Genomic DNA, 16,871 nt, shown 5'->3' with positions numbered 1-16,871 from the left:
CTGAACCGGCGCGCCCACGAAGGCCCGGCCCCCGTGGTAGGCAGGGGACATGACACAGCCCGAGGGGAAGAACGGCCGCGACTCGATCACCGACGTCGGCGGAGTGCGCGTGGGGCACGCGCGCGTGGACGGGGCCGGGGCGCTCAGCGGCACCACGGTCGTCCTCGGACCCGAGGGCGGGGTGGTCGCCGCCGTGGACGTACGGGGCGGGGGGCCGGGCACGCGGGAGACGGACGCCCTGGACCCGCGGAACGTGGTCCAGCGGATCGACGCGGTCGTCCTGACCGGCGGCAGCGCGTACGGCCTGGACGCCGCCGCCGGGGTGATGGCCTGGCTGGAGGAGCGGCACCGGGGTGTGCGGGTGGGGCCCGACCCGTCCCACGTGGTGCCGGTGGTCCCCGCCGCGTGCGTCTTCGACCTGGGCAGGGGCGGTGACTTCACGGCCAGGCCGGACGCGGCGACGGGCCGGGCGGCGGTCGAGGCGGCCGACGCGAGCGGCGACCACGCGCGCGTGGAGACGGGCGCGGTCGGCGCGGGCACGGGCGCGGTGGTCGGCGGCCTCCGGGGCGGCGTCGGCACGGCGAGCACGGTCCTGGAGTCGGGCATCACGGTCGGCGCCCTCGTGGTGGTGAACGCGGTGGGCTCGGCCGTCGACCCGGCCACGGGCGCGCTGTACGGGAGTTACCACGCCGCCGGCGGCCCGCCCGCCTTTCCCGACCCCGCCGTGCACGAGGCCGCCGTGCTGCGCCTCGCGGAGGCGCACGCGGCGAGCGCCCCTCCCCCGCTGAACACCACGCTGGCCGTCGTCGCGACGGACGCGGTGCTGACCAAGGCCCAGGCGCAGAAGGTCGCGGGCACGGCCCACGACGGCATCGCGCGGGGCCTGCGCCCGGTGCACCTGATGAACGACGGGGACACCGTCTTCGCCCTCGCCACCGGCGTCCGGGACCTGCCGGAGGGCCCTGGACCGCTCGCCCTGAACGAGATCCTGGCGGCGGGGGCGGACCTGGTGACCCGGGCGATCGTACGGGCGGTGCTCGCCGCCCCCGGCGGCCTGCGCGGGCCCGGCGGGGGCTTCCCCTCGTACGGCGAACTGTACGGACAGGGGCGGCCCCGTACTCCCGGCGAGGGGCGGTGAGTTGGGGGAACTTCCCCCGCGCGCCCTTCGTTTTCCGGAACCCCGGACACGATGTCAGACCCAGGGACTACGTTAAGCAAGCACCGAGTGACATGCGGCGACGGCCTGGAGACCCTCTTGAACGATCCGCAGGATCCTCACGATCCGTACGAGACGACCGAGACGCACGTGGAGCGCCTCCTCGGCCGGGCGCTCAACTCCTTCGACCTGCCCGACTCGACCGTCGAGCGCCTCGGCACGGCGCTCGCCCACTCCAGCGCGCTGCACTCCTCGCACCACAGCGCGTCGCTGCACCGCTCCACCTACCGCCACACGTATCTGCTCGGCGACGGCAGCGCGCTCTCCCTCTGGGAGCTCACGCACAACGCCGGCCGGGACGGCGCCGAGCAGCACGAGTTGTACGCCGAGGAGTCGGAGGCCCGGCTCGCGGCCTCCCGGCTCCCGACCGGGCCGCTGCCGGGCTGGAGCGCGGAGCGCTCCGACGGCCGCGCCCTCGACGAGGGCGATGACGACGACATGGCGCTGCTCGGCGCCCTGCTCGCCCGCCCGATACCCGCCCAGCCCCGGATGTACGTACCGGACAACTCCGCCGACCACGCGCGCCGCGTCCTGCGGCGCGCGGAGAACGCGGACCGGCCGGGCGAGGGGACGGCCCGCCGGCTCCGGCTGGCCTTCGCCCACCACATCACGCAGGCCTTCGGGCGCCACTGCCCCGTGGAGGGGGGCCGGGAGGCCGGCTTCACGCTCTACGAGCACCAGTTCCTGCTGCTCGACGGCAGCGAGGTCAGCCTCTGGGAGGTGGAGCACACGTCGACGCCGGACGGCCGGCACATGTGCGAGGTGTACGAGTCGGAGCGCGCCGCCCGCGACGCGATGGAGTCCCGCTCCCGGGTCCGCTGACACCCACGCGCGTACGTGCTGACGCACGCGCCCCCGCGCCGGCCCGCCTCCCGGGGTCAGACAGGTGCGGGGGCCGTGGTCTCGGCAAGGCGGTCGGCGGCGAACGCCCGGTTGGCGCGGGTCTGTTCGCGGTACTTCTCCGGCAGGTCGGGCAGGGCGAGCAGCCGGTCGCAGGCGGCGAGGGAGGCGGCGTGGTCGCCCACCCAGTACGCGGTGATCGAGTACTCGAAGAGCAGCCCCCAGCGGTACACCCACGGCTGGGTGAAGAGCAGGTCGTCGGGGTGCTCCCGGTCCAGGACGGAGGAGACCACGGCGTGGGCGGCCCGGTAGCGGCCCATCCGCCGGAGCCGCGCCACCAGCTCGTAACAGGCCTCGAGCCGCCCCGGCCGTGACTCCCAGGCGCGGGTGAGGGCGTCCATCGCGGCGGGCCAGTCGCCGGCCTCGGCGCGCAGGACGCCCGACTGGAGCAGGGAGTAGTAGACCTCCTCGCCCCAGCCGCCCATGGCCGCGCGCCGCTCGTAGAGGGCGACGGCCTCAGCGGGGCGGCCCAGGTCGCGCAAGGTCTGCGCGAGGTAGAAGACCGTACGGGGGTTGGTCGGGTCCCGGTCGAGCTCGGCGCCCAGGAGCCGGGCGTCCCGCTCGAACTTGTCGTGCCGTGAGCCGCCGTCGGCGTAGTCCTCGACGACGAGGGCGTCCAGGTTCTCCTGGACGTGGTCCCGGTCGCACGTCAGGTACTCATGGGTGACGCCCTCGTACCGCCACGGCAGATCGCCCCTGACCAGGCGTTTGATGCGGTACTCCAGGGCGCCCTCGTGGCGGATCAGGTACGCGTCGGCGGTCAGCGCGGGCAGCGGTCCCTCCTGCCGGAGGACGAGGTCGGCGTCGAGGAGCAGCAGGTGGCCGGCCCGGCCGCGGGCATGCGCGATGTTCAGGCTGCGGTTGTGGCCGAAGTTCACCCACGGCTCCTCGTACAGCTCCCCGGGGATGCCGTCGAGGGCGGTCCGGATCAGCTCCTGGGTGCCGTCGGTGGATCCGGTGTCGGAGATGACCCAGGTGTCCACCAGGCCACGGACGGAGGCGAGGCAGCGTTCGATGACGGCGGCCTCGTTCTTGACGATCATGCACAGGCAGATGGACGGCTGCACGGCAACACCACTTCCGGCCGGATCGATCAGGTGACCGCGTGTCCGGGCGACCTTAGGAACGTGGGCCGGGCGCCCGGAAACGGCACGCCGGGGGCTGGATCCGTATTCGCTCCCGCGCATGCACCCATTCGATGCCCTGGGTAGGCCAGGGAGTTGATTACTTCTCGGCACCCTCAAGAGGTTGCAATCGCGATCCGATGATTCGAATGGAAGCCGAACAAACTTCCACTCCATCACTCGATCCGGTTATTGAAGGAGCAGATGTATGCGTCCTGATCTCAGGACCAAGTCCCCGCTGGGACCGCTCGCCCGTCGCCGCGGCTGGGTCTCCGGTGGGGCCGTCGCCTCGCTCGCCCTCGTACTGACGGGCATGGCGGGCCCCGCGGCCGCCGTGTCGCACGACCCTGCCCAGTCCGCGGGTGTGACCCTGGCCGGCCCGCCGACCGAGGAGTGCCCGGACGGTCCGCCGCCCGGCCACCACGACGGCCCGCCGCCCGGTCACCACGACGGCCCGCCCCCGGGCCACCACGACGGTCCGCCGCCCGGCCACCACGACGGCCCGCGCAACGCGGACAGCGTCCGGGCGTACGTCGACGGCGCGATGCGCCAGGCCATGGACAGCGCCGAGCGCGACCAGGCGCTGGGCAACGACTGCGAGGACCACGGCGGGAGGCCCGGCCCCACCGGCCCGACCGGACCGGCAGGACCCCAGGGCCCGACGGGACCGGCGGGAGCCGACGGCGAGCAGGGCCCGGCCGGACCGCAGGGTCCCGCCGGCCCGGCAGGACCCCAGGGCCCGACGGGTCCCGGCGGCGGCGCCACCGGCCCGGCCGGCCCGCAGGGCCCCGCGGGCCCGGCAGGACCCGCCGGCCCCGCTGGACCCGCAGGGCCTGCGGGCCCCCAGGGCGCCACCGGCCCGTGCTCCGACATCGACACGTACAGCCCGTCGAACTCCGAGGACTTCCAGGCGGTGCTCACCGGCGGGAGGGCCTTCGTCGGCAAGGCGAGCGTGCCGGGCGGCACGATCGTCTGGCAGGACCTCACCAACACCACGCCCACCATGACCGACCCCGCGAACGGGTCCGCGGCGACGATGAACGCCTTCCCCCCGAACGTCTGCGCCATCGCCATCGAGGCGCAGGGCAACGACGCGTACGTCAAGGTGGTGACGACGAGCGGTCTGGTGTACCAGACGCACGGCGACATCCAGGGTCAGACCTTCGTCTGGGACGAGGGCTGGACCCAGCAGACGACGCCGACCCCGGCGGTCCTGCGGTCGACGAAGTTCAAGGGTGACCTCGCCGTGGGCGCCCCTAACCGCATCCCGAAGGCTCTGAAGAGCCGCTGACGGGCCGTCACCGGTACGTGGTGCCGGTGACGAAGAGGAACACGCCCGAGGGGCGGTGCGCCCGCTGAGCGCACCGCCCCTTTCCTCGGCCCCTCCTGTCCAGGGGCCGGGCGCCCCTCCTGTCCAGGGGCCGGGCGCCCCTCCTGTCCAGGGGCCGGGGGTCAGGCCGCCACGGTCACCTTCGTGCCGGCCGTGGCCTGCCGCCCCTTCGGCCCGCCCTCCGGCGTGGTCCTCCGTGCCCCCTTGAGGAGGATCACCAGACCGGCGCTCACCACCGTGCCCGCCACGATCGCGAGCAGGTAGAGCAGCGGGTTGCCGATCAGCGGGGTCACGAAGAGGCCGCCGTGCGGGGCCCGCAGGGTGCATTCGAAGGCCATCGACAGGGCGCCGGTGACGGCGCCGCCCGCCATCGCCGCCGGGATGACCCGCAGCGGGTCGGCGGCGGCGAACGGGATCGCGCCCTCGGAGATGAACGAGGCCCCGAGGACCCAGGCCGCCTTGCCGTTCTCGCGTTCGGCCCGGGTGAAGAGCCGGCCCCGCACGGTCGTGGCCAGGGCCATCGCGAGCGGCGGCACCATGCCGGCGGCCATCACGGCGGCCATGACCTTCAGGGAGCCCTCGTTCGGGGTGGCGAGGCCGCCGACGGCGAAGGCGTACGCGACCTTGTTGACCGGGCCGCCGAGGTCGAAGCACATCATCAGGCCGAGGATGACGCCGAGGATGACGGCGTTGGCGCCGGAGAGCCCGGACAGCCAGTCGGTCAGCGCCTGCTGGAGCGAGGCGATGGGCTTGCCGACGACGAGGAACATCAGGAACCCGACGACGATCGAGGACACCAGCGGGATCACGACCACCGGCATGATGCCCCTGAGGACCGGGGGGATCCGCACCCTCTGGACGGCGAGGACGGTGGCGCCCGCGAGCAGACCGGCGACGAGGCCGCCGAGGAAGCCGGCGTTGACGGTGAGCGCGATGGCGCCGCCGACGAAACCGGGGACGAGACCGGGGCGGTCGGCCATCCCGTACGAGATGTACCCGGCGAGGACGGGTACGAGGAAGCTGAACGCGAGCCCGCCGATCTGGAACATCAGGGCGGCCCAACTGTCGGCCTGGCCCCAGGCGAAGTGCTCCGTGACGGACGGGGCCTTGTCGATGTCCCAGCCGCCGATGGCGAAGCCGAGCGCGATGAGGAGGCCGCCGGCGGCGACGAAGGGAACCATGTAGCTCACCCCGGACATGAGCCACGTACGGAGCTTGGTGCCGTAGCCCTCGTTCGGCTCGCCCACACTCTCGACGGGGGTGGGCCCGGCGGTGGAGACGTCGGAGGTCTCACCGCGCTCGGCCCTGTCCCGGACCTCGGCGATCAGTTCGGCGGGGCGGTTGATGCCGGCCTTGACGCCGACGTCGACGGTCGGCTTCCCGGCGAACCGTTCCTTCTCCCGTACGGGCACGTCATGGGCGAAGATCACGCCGTCGGCGGCGGCGACGACGGCCGGGTCGAGCCGGGTGAACCCGGCGGAGCCCTGCGTCTCGACGACCACCTCGACACCGGCGGCCAGGCCGGCCTTCTCCAGGGACTCGGCGGCCATGTAGGTGTGGGCGATGCCGGTGGGGCAGGAGGTGACGGCGACGATCCGGAACGGGACCGGCCCCTCGACCGGGTCGGGCGCGGCCTCCCGCTGCTCCTCCTCGGGTTCCTCCCCCTCGGGTTCCTCCCCCGCTGATTCCTCCCCCGCGATGAGCGCCGCTGCCGCTCGCGGTGACGTGGCGGATCGCAGGGACGAGGTGAACTGCTCGTCCATCAGGTGGCGGGCCAGGGCGGAGAGGATGGTCAGGTGGGCGTCGTCCGCGCCCGCCGGGGCGGCGATCAGGAAGATCAGGTCCGCCGGGCCGTCCGGGGCGCCGAAGTCGACGCCGGCGGTCGAGCGGCCGAAGGCGAGGGTCGGTTCGGTGACGTGGGCGCTGCGGCAGTGCGGGATGCCGATGCCGCCGTCGAGGCCGGTCGGCATCTGGGCCTCGCGGGCCGCGACGTCCGCGAGGAAGCCGTCCAGGTCGGTCACCCGCCCGAGGGCGGCCATGCGCTCGGCGAGGAGGCGGGCCGCAGCTTCCTTGGTGTCGGCGGACAGGTCGAGGTCGACCAGGTCCGCGGTGATCATCCTGCTCATCGCGGGCTCCCTTGCTCGCTGAGTACTCGGTCGAGGGGTACGTCGGGGGTCACCGTGACCGCCGTCGGGTCCAGGTCGTCCGGCGTGGGCATCTCGCTGCCCGGCAGCTGGACGGCGGCGGCGCCGTGGGCGACGGCCGCGGCCAGGGCGTCGGGGCCCTCGCCGCCCGCCGCGAGGAAGCCGGCGAGGGAGGCGTCGCCCGCGCCGACGTTGGAGCGGACGGCGTCGACGGGCGCCGAGCCGAACCAGACGCCGGCCGCCGAGACGAGGAGCTGGCCGTCGGCGCCGAGGCTGGCGAGGACGGCGCCCGCGCCGAGTCCGCGCAGTTCCTCCGCCGCCTCGGCCGCGTCACCGACGGTGAAGAGGGGGCGGCCCACGGCCTCCGCGAGCTCGTCGGCGTTGGGCTTGACGACGTCCGGCCGGGCGGTGAGCGCCGCGAGCAGGGACGGTCCCGAGGTGTCGAGCGCGATCCGGGCCCCGGCGCCATGGGCGCGGGTGACGAGGCGGGCGTACCACTCGGGGGTGAGGCCGCGCGGGAGGCTGCCGCAGCAGGCGATCCAGTCGGCGGCGGGCGAGTACGCGCCGACGGTGGCCAGCAGGGTCTCCGACTCCTCCGCCGTCAGCTCCGGGCCCGGCGCGTTGACCTTGGTGAGGGTCCCGTCGGGCTCGGCGAGCGCGATGTTGGAGCGGGTGTGTCCGGTGACGGGGACCGGGGCGACCTCGATGCCCTGTCCCGCGAGGAGTTGGGCGACGAGCGCGCCGGGGGCCCCGCCGAGCGGGACGACGGCGACGGTGCAGTGCCCGGCGGCGGCGACGGCGCGGGAGACGTTGACGCCCTTGCCGCCGGGGTCGACGCGTTCGGCGCCTGCGCGCAGCACCTCGCCGCGGTCCAGGGCCGGGATCTCGTACGTCCGGTCCAGGGAGGGGTTGGGGGTGACGGTGAGGATCATGCGCGGACGACTTCCGTTCCCGCCGCCTCGATGGCGGCGGCGTCCTCGGGGCTGAGGCCGCTGTCGGTGATGAGCAGGTCGACGTCGGTCAGGTCGCCGAAGCGTGCGAAGTGCTCCTGGCCGTGTTTGGCCGAGTCGGCGAGGAGCACGACCCGGCGGGCGGCGGCGACGACGGCCCGTTTGACGGCGGCCTCGGCGAGGTCGGGGGTGGTGAGTCCGTGCTCGGGCGAGAAGCCGTTGGCGCCGAGGAAGGCGACGTCGGCGCGGATCTCGCCGTACGCCCTGAGCGCCCAGGCGTCGACGGCGGCGCGGGTGCGGTGGCGTACGCGGCCGCCGACGAGGTGGAGGTCGATGCCGGGGTGGTCGGCGAGGCGGGCGGCGGCGGGGAGGGCGTGGGTGACGACGGTCAGCGCGCGGTCGAGGGGGAACTCGGCGGCGAGGCGGGCGACGGTCGAGCCGGCGTCCAGGACGACGCTGCCCTCCTCGGGCAGTTCGGCGAGGGCGGCGCGGGCGATCCGGTCCTTCTCGTCGGCGGCGGTGGACTCGCGTTCGGCGAGGTCGGGTTCGAAGTCGAGCGATCCGGCGGGGATGGCGCCGCCGTGCACGCGGCGGACGAGTCCGGCCCGGTCGAGGGCCTTGAGGTCGCGCCGTACGGTCTCGGCGGTGACCTGGAACTCCTCGGCGAGGGAGAGGACGTCGACGCGTCCGCCCTCGCGGGCGAGCCGCAGGATCTGCTGCTGACGCTCGGGTGCGTACATGGTTTACGTCCGTTTCGATGCCCGAACCTGTGGTTTCAGCGTCAGACTACGGCCGAGGTTCCGCAAAGTAAACGGACTCGGGCATCCATTCGGGCATGAACAGACATCGATCAGGTCCGGGCATGCCGAGGGGCCCTGGTCCCGGGACGATTCCCGGGACCCAGGGCCCCTCGGTGGCACGACCGGCGGCTCAGTGCGTGAGCGCCGGCTCCTTCTCGACCGTCACGCCGGTGTCACCCTCCTCGTCGCCGCCGCCCTCCAGGTGCTGCTTCGGCTTCGACGGAAGCGCGAACATCACCAGGAAGATCACGGCGAGGACGCCCGCGACCCAGCCCATCGCGTTCTGGAAGGCGTCCGTGAACGCCGCGCTCGCCTCGGCGGGGGACGTCGGAGCGGGCCGGTCGTCGATCACGCCGAAGAAGACCACCGACACCAGGCCGAGCCCGAGCGCGTTGCCCATCTGGCCCGTCGTGTTGATCAGGCCCGAGGCCGAACCCGCGTGCTCCTTCGGCACGTCCGAGAGGACCGCGTCCGTCAGCGGCGCCACGATCAGGCCCATGCCGAGACCCATGACCACGAGCGGCGGGATCATCTGCCAGGACGCGATCCCGGTCCCGTAACGCCCGGCCTCGAAAAGGTAGAGCAGGACGCCCGCGACCATCGTCAGGGCGCCCGCCTGGAGCACCTTCCGGCCGAAGCGCGGCACCAGCTTCTGCACCGAGATCCCGGCCGCCACCGACACGGCGATCGAGAACGGCACCCCCGTCAGACCGGCCTTCAGCGCGCTCCAACCGAGCCCGACCTGCATGTACAGCGTCCACACCAGGAAGAAGATGCCCATCACGACACCGAAGGTCAGCTGCACGGCGATACCGGCGGCGAAGCTCTTCACCTTGAACAGCGACAGCTCGACGAGCGGCGAACCGTCCTTCTTCGTCTTGTACTTCTCGTACGCGACGAGGGCGCCGAAGACGACCACGCTGCCGGCCATCATCAGGTGGCCCCACAGCGGCCAGTCCAGCTCACGGCCGCGCGTCAGCGGGTAGATCAGCATCAGGAGCGCGCCCGTCACCAGGAGCACACCGACCATGTCGAGCCGCAGCGCCTTCGGCGCCTTCGACTCGGTGATGAACTTCCGGCCGAGGAGCAGGCCCGCGATGCCGACCGGCAGGTTGATGAGGAAGATCGGCCGCCACTCGAGGCCCGCGATGTTCCACTGCGTGAGCAGCGCGCCGAGCAGCGGTCCCGAGACCGCGCCGAGGCCGATGATCGCGCCGAAGAGGCCGAAGACCTTGCCGCGCTCGTGCGCGGGGAACGTGACGTGGATGATCGACAGGACCTGCGGCACCATCATCGCCGCGGCCGCGCCCTGGAGGAGCCGGGAGGCGACCAGCATCTCCGGGTTCACCGCGAAGCCGCAGAGCGCGGAGGCGACGGTGAAGCCCGCCGTGCCGAGGAGGAAGAGGCGCTTGCGGCCGTAGATGTCACCGAGCCGGCCGCCGGTGATCAGGCCCGCCGCGAAGGCGAGGGCGTACCCGGCGGTGATCCACTGGATGGCCCCGAAGTCGGCGCCGAGGTCCCGCTCGATGCTGGGGATCGCGATGTTGACGATCGTGGCGTCGACCAGGTCCATGAAGGCGGCGGTCATGACGATGGCGAGGGCGATCCAGCGCCGCTTGCCGTTCGCTTCGGTGGGGGCCGCGTCCGTGACGGCGTCGTGTGAACTCATACGAAGAAAGATAGAAGTCATCTAGGTCAGCTCGTGTCCTAGATCGGCCTCATCCTGGAAGACATGACGGACACTCCGGCACGACTCCTGAATCTGCTCTCGCTCCTCCAGACCCCGCGCGAGTGGCCCGGAAGCGAACTCGCCGACCGGCTCTCGGTCTCCCCGCGCACCATCCGCCGGGACATCGACCGGCTCCGGGACCTCGGCTACCCCGTCGAGGCGACGCTCGGCGCGGTCGGCGGATACCGGCTCGTCGCCGGTACGGCCATGCCGCCGCTGCTCCTCGACGACGAGGAGGCCGTCGCCATCGCGGTCGGCCTGCGGGCCGGGGCCGGGCACGCCATCGAGGGCGTGGAAGAAGCGTCCGTACGGGCCCTGGCGAAGCTGGAGCAGGTGCTGCCGGCGCGTCTCAGGCACCGGGTCTCCACCCTCCAGAACGCCACGATCCCGCTGACGCGCGGCGACGGAGCCACGGTCGCCCCGGCCACGCTCACCGCTCTCGCGGGCACGGTCACCGGCCGGGAGAAGCTGCGCTTCGGCTACCGGGCGGGCGACGGCGCCGAGACGAAACGCCTGGTCGAGCCCTACCGGCTGGTCTCCACCGGGCACCGCTGGTACCTCGTGGCGTACGACCTCGGGCGCGAGGACTGGCGCACCTTCCGGGTCGACCGGGTGAGCGAGCCGCTCGCCACCGGGGCCCGCTTCACCCCGCGCGAGCTGCCTGCGGGCGACGCGGCGCAGCTCCTGCTCCGCTCCATGTCCCGCGCCCAGGCCGAACTCGACCTGGACGTCAGCTTCGAGGCCCCCGCCGACTTCGTCACCGCGCGCCTCCCCTCCCACCTGGTCCCCACGGCGACGGGCCCGACCACCTGCCGCCTCCACGCGCGCGTGACGGACTCGGTCGAGTGGCTGGCCCTCCGCCTCGCCCTGGTGGACGCCCCCTTCACGATCCACGGTCCCGCCCCCCTCCACGACTACGTGGAGGACCTGGCGAGCCGCCTTTCGGCGTCGACGCGGCGGTAGGGACGACGTCCGGGGTCCGGGTCCGCCGCCGAGCGGGCCCGTCAGGCCACCGCCCCTCAGGCCACCGCGTCGAAGCCGGTGTCGCGGGCCATCTTCTTGAGTTCGAGCAGCGCGTGCTTCTCGATCTGGCGGATCCGCTCCCTCGTCAGGCCGTGCTGCTTGCCGACCTCCGTCAGCGTCCGCTCGCGGCCGTCCTCGATGCCGTACCGCATGCGGATGATCGACGCCGTCCGGTGGTCGAGCTTGTCGATGAGGTCGTCGAGCTCCTCGCTGCGCAGCAGCGTGAGCACCGACTGCTCCGGGGAGATCGCCGAGGTGTCCTCGAGGAGGTCGCCGAACTGCGTCTCGCCCTCGTCGTCCACCGACATGTTCAGCGAGACCGGGTCACGCGCCCAGTCCAGGACGTCGACGACCCTCGCGGGCGTCGAGCCGAGCTCCGTGGCGATCTCCGCGGGCTCGGGCTCCCGCCCGTTCTCCCGGTTGAACTCGCGCTGCACCCGCCGGATCCGGCCGAGCTCCTCCACGAGGTGGACGGGGAGCCGGATCGTGCGGGACTGGTCCGCGATGGACCGGGTGATGGCCTGGCGGATCCACCAGGTCGCGTACGTGGAGAACTTGAAGCCCTTCGCGTAGTCGAACTTCTCGACCGCGCGCACCAGGCCCGCGTTCCCCTCTTGGATCAGGTCGAGCAGCGGCAGTCCGCTGCGCGGGTAGCGCCGGGCGACGGCCACGACGAGCCGCAGGTTGGACTTGATGAAGAGGTCCTTGGCACGCTCGCCCTCGGCGACCAGCGCTTCGAGCTCCTCGGGGGACGCGCCGCCCGCCTCGCTCTCCACCTGTCCGTCGATGACCTGCTGGGCGTACACACCCGCCTCGATCGTCTGGGAGAGCTCGACCTCCTTGGCGGCGTCGAGCAGGGGCGTGCGCGCGATCTCGTCGAGGTACATGCCGACCAGGTCGCGGTCGGCGATCTCCCCGCCCACGGCGCGAACGCTGCTTGCCCGTGCGGCCCCGCTCGTGGCGGAGGTCTGACGACGGGCGACGGCACGGGTTGCCATGCGTGCTCCCTTGCTGAGTAGGTCGCGACACCTTTACGGGTGCCCTGCATCCGACGGAAACAACGACTGGAATCAGGACAGAATTCCCACCGGGCACATGGATTTTCGCGATCATGCAGTATCCTGCGCGGCCGCCGCCCCCGCGGGCATGGCTCCGACACCCACGGAGGCGCAGGTCAGACCGGGCACGGAGGGTGATCCGGCGCCGCTCGCGGGGTACCCGACCACACTGTCGGTGAGACCGCGATCACATGCGGCGCCGTCTTTCCAGACGCCCGGACGGAGCAGACGGTTGCCTGAAGTGCGCATACCCCGTAGGGCGCTCGCGAGGCTCGGTCGCCCGGCCCGGTCGTCCTCGGCCTCCCGGACTAGGTCCCGCGCCCGTTCCGCCCCACCCCTCCCCCGCCCTAGCGTCCTCGCCATGAGCGACACCACCGGCACCCCCGGCACCCTCGGCGACCCCACCGGCACCACCACCCCCCTCGGCGACACCACCGGCATCCTCGACGAAGCCCTCGAACGCCTCCACGCCACCGGCCCCGAGCGGCTCGGCCGGCTCACCAACCACGCCCCGATGGCCGTCGAGGCCCTGGTCCACCGCGGCCAGGCCCCGGCCGTGCACCGCTGGCTGGACCGCTACGCGCACAAGCTGGAGGAGCCGCCGCCCCCGTCGCGCCCCGTCACGGCCGCCGACTGGCGCGAGGCGCTCGGTGACCCGGCCCGGGCCACCGACTGGACCGCGTTCTTCACCCGAGAGCTCGACGGGCGCCCCTGGCGGGAGGTCCTCGCCGAGTGGTGGCCCCGGCTGCTGCCCGGGATCGCGGGGGGCGCGACGCATCCCGCGATCCGTACCGGTCATGCCGTACGGACCCTCCTGACGTCCCCGGAGACGGCTCCGCGCCGCGCCGAACTCGCGCACGCCCTCGGCTACTGGGCGGCCCGCCACCTGCCGCTTCCCGCGCTCACCCCGCTGGCCGCGGCGCCGACGGCGGCGGCCGCCCTGGAAGCCGTACCGCCGATCCCCGAGCAGGACGGCCCGATGCTGGGACGGCTCGGCCGGCTGACGGCGTTCCCCGTGTGGGGCACGGCACCGGACCCGGACACCGCGAGGGCGCGGCTCGTGGAGCTGGTGACGGCGGCGACGCACCGGTACGCGACGCACGGCCACGGCGAGCCGATCATGCTGGTGCACGCGGCGACCGCGCCGAACGCGGTCCTGCGCGCCCTGCCCGCGCTCCCCCGCGAGCTGTGGGCGCCGAGCCTGGCGGCGGCGTGGACGGCGGCGGCCGCGGTGACCGCCGCGTACACCCCGGCGGAGGCGGAGCCGTACACGAAGACCGACCTCACCCCGCAGGAGGTCTTCGAGCGGGCGGCGGCGCACGGCGACGACCACACGATCAAGTTCACCGACACGGCACTCGACGTGGGCGACCCCCTGGCGCTCGCCGCGGCGGTCCGCTCGGTGGAGCTGAACCCGCCGGTGTTCTGACGACGCTGTCGCCCTTACCCGAACTGCACCGACCGCTTCGCAAGCCCCATCCAGAACCCGTCGATCACCGACCGCTCCGCGTCGAGGTCGCCGGCCGCGTCCGCGGCGCCCATGGTGACGAAGAGGGGGGCGAAGTGCTCGGTACGCGGATGGGCGAGGCGTCCGGCGGGCGACTTGTGCGCGAAGCCGAGCAGGGCGTCGACGTCCCGCGCGGCGAGGGCCTCGTGGCCCCAGGCGTCGAACTCGGCGGACCAGCCCGGCACCCCGCCGCCGGTGTGGCGGAGGGCGGCGAGGTTGTGGGTGAAGAAGCCGCTGCCCACGATCAGGACGCCCTCGTCGCGCAGCGGGGCGAGCCTGCGCCCGATGTCCATGAGCCGGCGCGGGTCGAGGGTGGGCATGGAGATCTGGAGTACGGGGATGTCGGCGCCCGGGAACATCTCGACGAGCGGCACGTAGGCGCCGTGGTCGAGGCCCCGGTCGGGGATGTCCTGCACGGGCGTGCCAGGCGTCCGGAGCAGCTTGCGGACCGCCTCGGCGAGGGCGGGCGCGCCGGGAGCCTCGTACCGGACCTGGTAGTAGTGCTCGGGGAAGCCCCAGAAGTCGTACACGAGGGGGATGGTCTCGGTGGAGCCGAGCGCGAGCGGGGCCTCCTCCCAGTGGGCGGAGACCATGAGGATGGCCGCGGGGCGCGGGAGGTCTGCGGCCCACGCGGCGAGTTGGCCGGGCCAGACCGGGTCGTCGGCGAGCGGCGGGGCGCCGTGGGAGAGGTAGAGGGCGGGCATCCGTACCAGCGTGGTGTCCATGGCGACGGCCTCCGGCTTCCGACGTGGTTATTGAAACTTCAAGCTCACTCACTCCGCAGCATAAGCCGACATAGTTCAACTTTCAAGAATGAGTCGTACGATGGGAACCATGGGAGACATGACCGAACCCCGCTGGCTCAGCGACGAGGAGCAGCACGTCTGGCGCGCATACCTGCACGCCACCACGCTCCTCGAGGACCACCTCGACCGCCAGTTGCAGCGCGACGCGGGAATGCCGCACATCTACTACGGACTGCTCGTCCAGCTCTCCCAGGCACCCCGCCGCCGCCTCCGGATGACGGAGCTGGCGAAGAGCGCCAAGATCACCCGCTCCCGGCTCTCCCACGCGATCGCCCGCCTGGAGAAGAACGGCTGGGTACGGCGAGAGGACTGCCCCTCCGACAAACGCGGCCAGTTCGCCGCGCTGACCGAGGAGGGGATGGACGTCCTGCGCCGGACCGCGCCGGGCCATGTGGCGGCCGTACGCCAGGCCCTCTTCGACCGGCTCTCCGCCGAGCAGGTGGAGCAACTGGGCGCGATCATGCGGGTCATGGCGGAAGGCCTCGAACCCCAGGGCCCGGACGCGGGCCCGGACGCGGACCTGCCCTGGCTCCGCTGAGCACGCGGCTCGCGGAACCAGGGCAGGGGGAGACCCGCGGTGTTACGGGGTCAGTGGACGACGACCGACACGACGGGCACCTTCAGCACCCGTCCCGTCAGTGCATGACGACCGGCACCTTCAGCACCCGTCAGTGCATGACGACCGGCACCTTCAGCACCCGTCAGTGCATGACGACCGGCACCTTCAGCTCGTCCTCCGCGCCCTCGCCGCCCTCGCCGGAGCCCGAACCGGCGAGGGCCCCGGTGTCCGGCTTCCCGGTGTTGATCAGGACGAAGGCGATCGCGGCCGAGACGACCAGGATGCCGACGGCCCACCAGATGGCCGCGGTGTAGCCCTCGACCATGCCCTGGAGCTGGAGCAGCTTCTGCCCGGCCGGGGTGGTCGCGCCCGCCGCGTTGTCGGTCAGGTAGGCGGTGGTCGCCGAGGCGGCGATCGTGTTCAGGAGGGCCGTACCGATGGCGCCGCCGACCTGCTGCGAGGTGTTGACCATCGCGGAGGCCACGCCGGCGTCCCGCGGGTCCACGCCGAGCGTCGCGAGCGACATGGCCGGCATGAACGCCGTACCCATGCCAAGGCCGAGCAGCAGCTGCGCGGGCAGGATCAGACCGGCGTACGAGGTGCCGACCTCCAGCTGCGTGAGGAGCAGCATGCCGACGGCGGCAGTCAGGAAGCCGGGGGCCATGAGCAGCCGCGGCGGCACCCGGGTCATCAGGCGCGTACCGATCTGGGTCGAGCCGACGATCATGCCCACGATCATGGGCAGGAACGCGAAGCCCGTCATGACGGGCGAGTAGTCCTTCACGATCTGGAGGTAGTACGTCAGGAAGAGGAAGAGACCGAACATCGAGATGACGGCGAGACCCAGCGACAGGTAGACACCGCCGCGGTTGCGGTCGGTCAGGACGCGCAGCGGCAGCAGCGGGGCCTTGACCCGCGACTCGACGAGGACGAAGACGCCGAGCAGCACCACGGAGCTCACGAACATGCCGATCGTGCCGGCGTCGCTCCAGCCCTCGGACTCGGCGCGGGTGAAGCCGTAGACGAGCGCGACCAGACCCAGGGTGGACAGGATCACGCCGGGGATGTCGAGCGTGGAGCGGTTGCGGCCGCCCGCCGGCTCGCGGATCACGAGGTACGCGCCGACGGCGGCGACGATCGCGAACGGGATGTTGACGAAGAAGGTCCAGCGCCAGTTCAGGTACTCGGTGAGGAAACCGCCGAGGATCAGGCCCACGGCGCCGCCACCACCGGCGATCGCGCCGTAGATGCCGAAGGCCTTGGCGCGCTCCTTGGCGTCGGTGAAGGTCACGGCGAGCAGCGAGAGCGCGGCGGGCGCGAGGAGCGCGCCGAACGCGCCCTGGAGCGCGCGGGCACCGAGCATCGTCGCCTCGCCGGTCGCGGCCCCGCCGAGGGCGGAGGCGGCGGCGAAGCCGATCAGACCGACGACGAAGGTGCGCTTACGGCCCCACAGGTCGGCTATGCGGCCACCGAAGAGGAGCAGACCGCCGAAGGCGAGGGCGTAGGCGGTGATGACCCACTGCCGGTTGCCGTCCGAGATGCCGAGGTCCTGCTGCGCGGAGGGCAGGGCGATGTTCACGATCGTCGCGTCGAGGACGACCATCAGCTGGGCGAGGGCGATGAAGACGAGCGCTTTCCAGCGGCCCGGGTCGGCGTGGGTCACGGTGTGGTCGGGGACTTTCGGCATGGGGGTAGCCACCTCTTGGCGCGTACTGGTGAAAAAGG

At 72.8% G+C, this 16,871-nt stretch carries 14 protein-coding genes; 6 read left to right on the top strand and 8 right to left on the bottom strand.

Annotation, left to right across the window (positions count from 1 at the left end; genetic code table 11):
- Window positions 1–49 precede the first annotated feature (49 nt).
- Both ABT034_RS19235 and ABT034_RS19230 read left to right on the top strand, forming a co-directional pair.
- On the top strand, window positions 50–1,138 hold the full coding sequence (locus ABT034_RS19235; protein WP_351216628.1) for a P1 family peptidase: 1,089 nt from the start codon (window positions 50–52) through the stop codon (window positions 1,136–1,138).
- A gap of 51 nt (window positions 1,139–1,189) precedes the next feature.
- Window positions 1,190–2,038, top strand: coding sequence for a DUF6227 family protein (locus ABT034_RS19230; RefSeq protein ID WP_351216626.1), 849 nt, complete (start codon window positions 1,190–1,192; stop codon window positions 2,036–2,038).
- A gap of 56 nt (window positions 2,039–2,094) precedes the next feature.
- Here the strand turns inward: ABT034_RS19230 and ABT034_RS19225 are convergent, their stop codons facing one another.
- Window positions 2,095–3,183 carry a glycosyltransferase gene (locus ABT034_RS19225; protein WP_351216624.1) on the bottom strand — a complete coding sequence of 363 codons (1,089 nt, stop codon included), beginning with the start codon at window positions 3,181–3,183 and terminating at the stop codon, window positions 2,095–2,097.
- A 265-nt stretch (window positions 3,184–3,448) separates the two neighbouring features.
- Here ABT034_RS19225 and ABT034_RS19220 point away from each other — a divergent pair, with 265 nt between their 5' ends.
- Window positions 3,449–4,531 (top strand): hypothetical protein, encoded by a 1,083-nt coding sequence (locus ABT034_RS19220; RefSeq protein ID WP_351216622.1) that lies wholly within the window; start codon window positions 3,449–3,451, stop codon window positions 4,529–4,531.
- Window positions 4,532–4,692: 161 nt separating this feature from the next.
- On the opposite strand, the gene ABT034_RS19215 is transcribed toward ABT034_RS19220, so the two are convergent.
- From ABT034_RS19215 to ABT034_RS19200, 4 genes are all read right to left on the bottom strand, one after another.
- A complete protein-coding gene (locus tag ABT034_RS19215) occupies window positions 4,693–6,696 on the bottom strand; it encodes a PTS fructose transporter subunit IIABC (RefSeq protein WP_351216620.1) in 2,004 nt (667 codons plus the stop codon).
- Window positions 6,693–7,646, bottom strand: coding sequence for a 1-phosphofructokinase (pfkB, locus tag ABT034_RS19210; RefSeq protein WP_351216618.1), 954 nt, complete (start codon window positions 7,644–7,646; stop codon window positions 6,693–6,695). The genes ABT034_RS19215 and pfkB overlap by 4 nt, the downstream gene beginning before the upstream one ends.
- Window positions 7,643–8,404 (bottom strand): DeoR/GlpR family DNA-binding transcription regulator, encoded by a 762-nt coding sequence (locus ABT034_RS19205; RefSeq protein ID WP_351216616.1) that lies wholly within the window; start codon window positions 8,402–8,404, stop codon window positions 7,643–7,645. Before ABT034_RS19205 ends, pfkB begins: the two co-directional genes overlap by 4 nt.
- Before the next feature lie 190 nt (window positions 8,405–8,594).
- A complete protein-coding gene (locus ABT034_RS19200; RefSeq protein WP_351216614.1) occupies window positions 8,595–10,133 on the bottom strand; it encodes an MFS transporter in 1,539 nt (512 codons plus the stop codon).
- Between the two features lie 63 nt (window positions 10,134–10,196).
- Between ABT034_RS19200 and ABT034_RS19195 the strand changes: the two genes are divergently transcribed.
- Window positions 10,197–11,156: a helix-turn-helix transcriptional regulator gene (locus ABT034_RS19195; protein ID WP_351216613.1), complete on the top strand. Its 960-nt coding sequence runs from the start codon at window positions 10,197–10,199 to the stop codon at window positions 11,154–11,156.
- 56 nt (window positions 11,157–11,212) lie between these two features.
- On the opposite strand, the gene ABT034_RS19190 is transcribed toward ABT034_RS19195, so the two are convergent.
- Complete coding sequence (locus ABT034_RS19190; RefSeq protein WP_351216611.1) at window positions 11,213–12,214, bottom strand: sigma-70 family RNA polymerase sigma factor; 1,002 nt, start codon at window positions 12,212–12,214, stop codon at window positions 11,213–11,215.
- A 421-nt stretch (window positions 12,215–12,635) separates the two neighbouring features.
- Here ABT034_RS19190 and ABT034_RS19185 point away from each other — a divergent pair, with 421 nt between their 5' ends.
- Window positions 12,636–13,703, top strand: a complete 1,068-nt coding sequence (locus tag ABT034_RS19185; RefSeq protein WP_351216609.1) for a questin oxidase family protein — start codon at window positions 12,636–12,638, stop codon at window positions 13,701–13,703.
- Between the two features lie 14 nt (window positions 13,704–13,717).
- On the opposite strand, the gene ABT034_RS19180 is transcribed toward ABT034_RS19185, so the two are convergent.
- Complete coding sequence (locus tag ABT034_RS19180; protein WP_351216607.1) at window positions 13,718–14,506, bottom strand: dioxygenase family protein; 789 nt, start codon at window positions 14,504–14,506, stop codon at window positions 13,718–13,720.
- Between the two features lie 100 nt (window positions 14,507–14,606).
- Between ABT034_RS19180 and ABT034_RS19175 the strand changes: the two genes are divergently transcribed.
- Window positions 14,607–15,125, top strand: coding sequence for a MarR family winged helix-turn-helix transcriptional regulator (locus ABT034_RS19175; protein ID WP_351216605.1), 519 nt, complete (start codon window positions 14,607–14,609; stop codon window positions 15,123–15,125).
- Between the two features lie 163 nt (window positions 15,126–15,288).
- Here ABT034_RS19175 and ABT034_RS19170 read toward each other — a convergent pair whose 3' ends face one another.
- The gene (locus tag ABT034_RS19170) at window positions 15,289–16,833 is read right to left on the bottom strand and encodes an MFS transporter (RefSeq protein WP_351216603.1); all 1,545 of its coding nucleotides are present in this window, start codon (window positions 16,831–16,833) and stop codon (window positions 15,289–15,291) included.
- Between the last annotated feature and the right edge of the window lie 38 nt (window positions 16,834–16,871).

This window comes from Streptomyces sp. NPDC002773 (assembly GCF_040295605.1).
Lineage (GTDB): Bacteria > Actinomycetota > Actinomycetes > Streptomycetales > Streptomycetaceae > Streptomyces.
Note: the sequence above shows the minus strand (reverse complement) of the source record. Positions and strands in the feature narration are given on the sequence as shown.

Coding starts and splice junctions, on each gene's coding strand:
- ABT034_RS19190 (WP_351216611.1), bottom strand. CDS start 12,214: ATGGCAACCCGTGCCGTCGCCCGTCGTCAGACCTCCGCCACGAGCGGG.
- ABT034_RS19170 (WP_351216603.1), bottom strand. CDS start 16,833: ATGCCGAAAGTCCCCGACCACACCGTGACCCACGCCGACCCGGGCCGC.
- ABT034_RS19195 (WP_351216613.1), top strand. CDS start 10,197: ATGACGGACACTCCGGCACGACTCCTGAATCTGCTCTCGCTCCTCCAG.
- ABT034_RS19180 (WP_351216607.1), bottom strand. CDS start 14,506: ATGGACACCACGCTGGTACGGATGCCCGCCCTCTACCTCTCCCACGGC.
- ABT034_RS19200 (WP_351216614.1), bottom strand. CDS start 10,133: ATGAGTTCACACGACGCCGTCACGGACGCGGCCCCCACCGAAGCGAAC.
- ABT034_RS19185 (WP_351216609.1), top strand. CDS start 12,636: ATGAGCGACACCACCGGCACCCCCGGCACCCTCGGCGACCCCACCGGC.
- ABT034_RS19205 (WP_351216616.1), bottom strand. CDS start 8,404: ATGTACGCACCCGAGCGTCAGCAGCAGATCCTGCGGCTCGCCCGCGAG.
- ABT034_RS19215 (WP_351216620.1), bottom strand. CDS start 6,696: ATGAGCAGGATGATCACCGCGGACCTGGTCGACCTCGACCTGTCCGCC.
- ABT034_RS19175 (WP_351216605.1), top strand. CDS start 14,607: ATGGGAACCATGGGAGACATGACCGAACCCCGCTGGCTCAGCGACGAG.
- ABT034_RS19230 (WP_351216626.1), top strand. CDS start 1,190: ATGTCAGACCCAGGGACTACGTTAAGCAAGCACCGAGTGACATGCGGC.
- ABT034_RS19220 (WP_351216622.1), top strand. CDS start 3,449: ATGCGTCCTGATCTCAGGACCAAGTCCCCGCTGGGACCGCTCGCCCGT.
- pfkB (WP_351216618.1), bottom strand. CDS start 7,646: ATGATCCTCACCGTCACCCCCAACCCCTCCCTGGACCGGACGTACGAG.
- ABT034_RS19235 (WP_351216628.1), top strand. CDS start 50: ATGACACAGCCCGAGGGGAAGAACGGCCGCGACTCGATCACCGACGTC.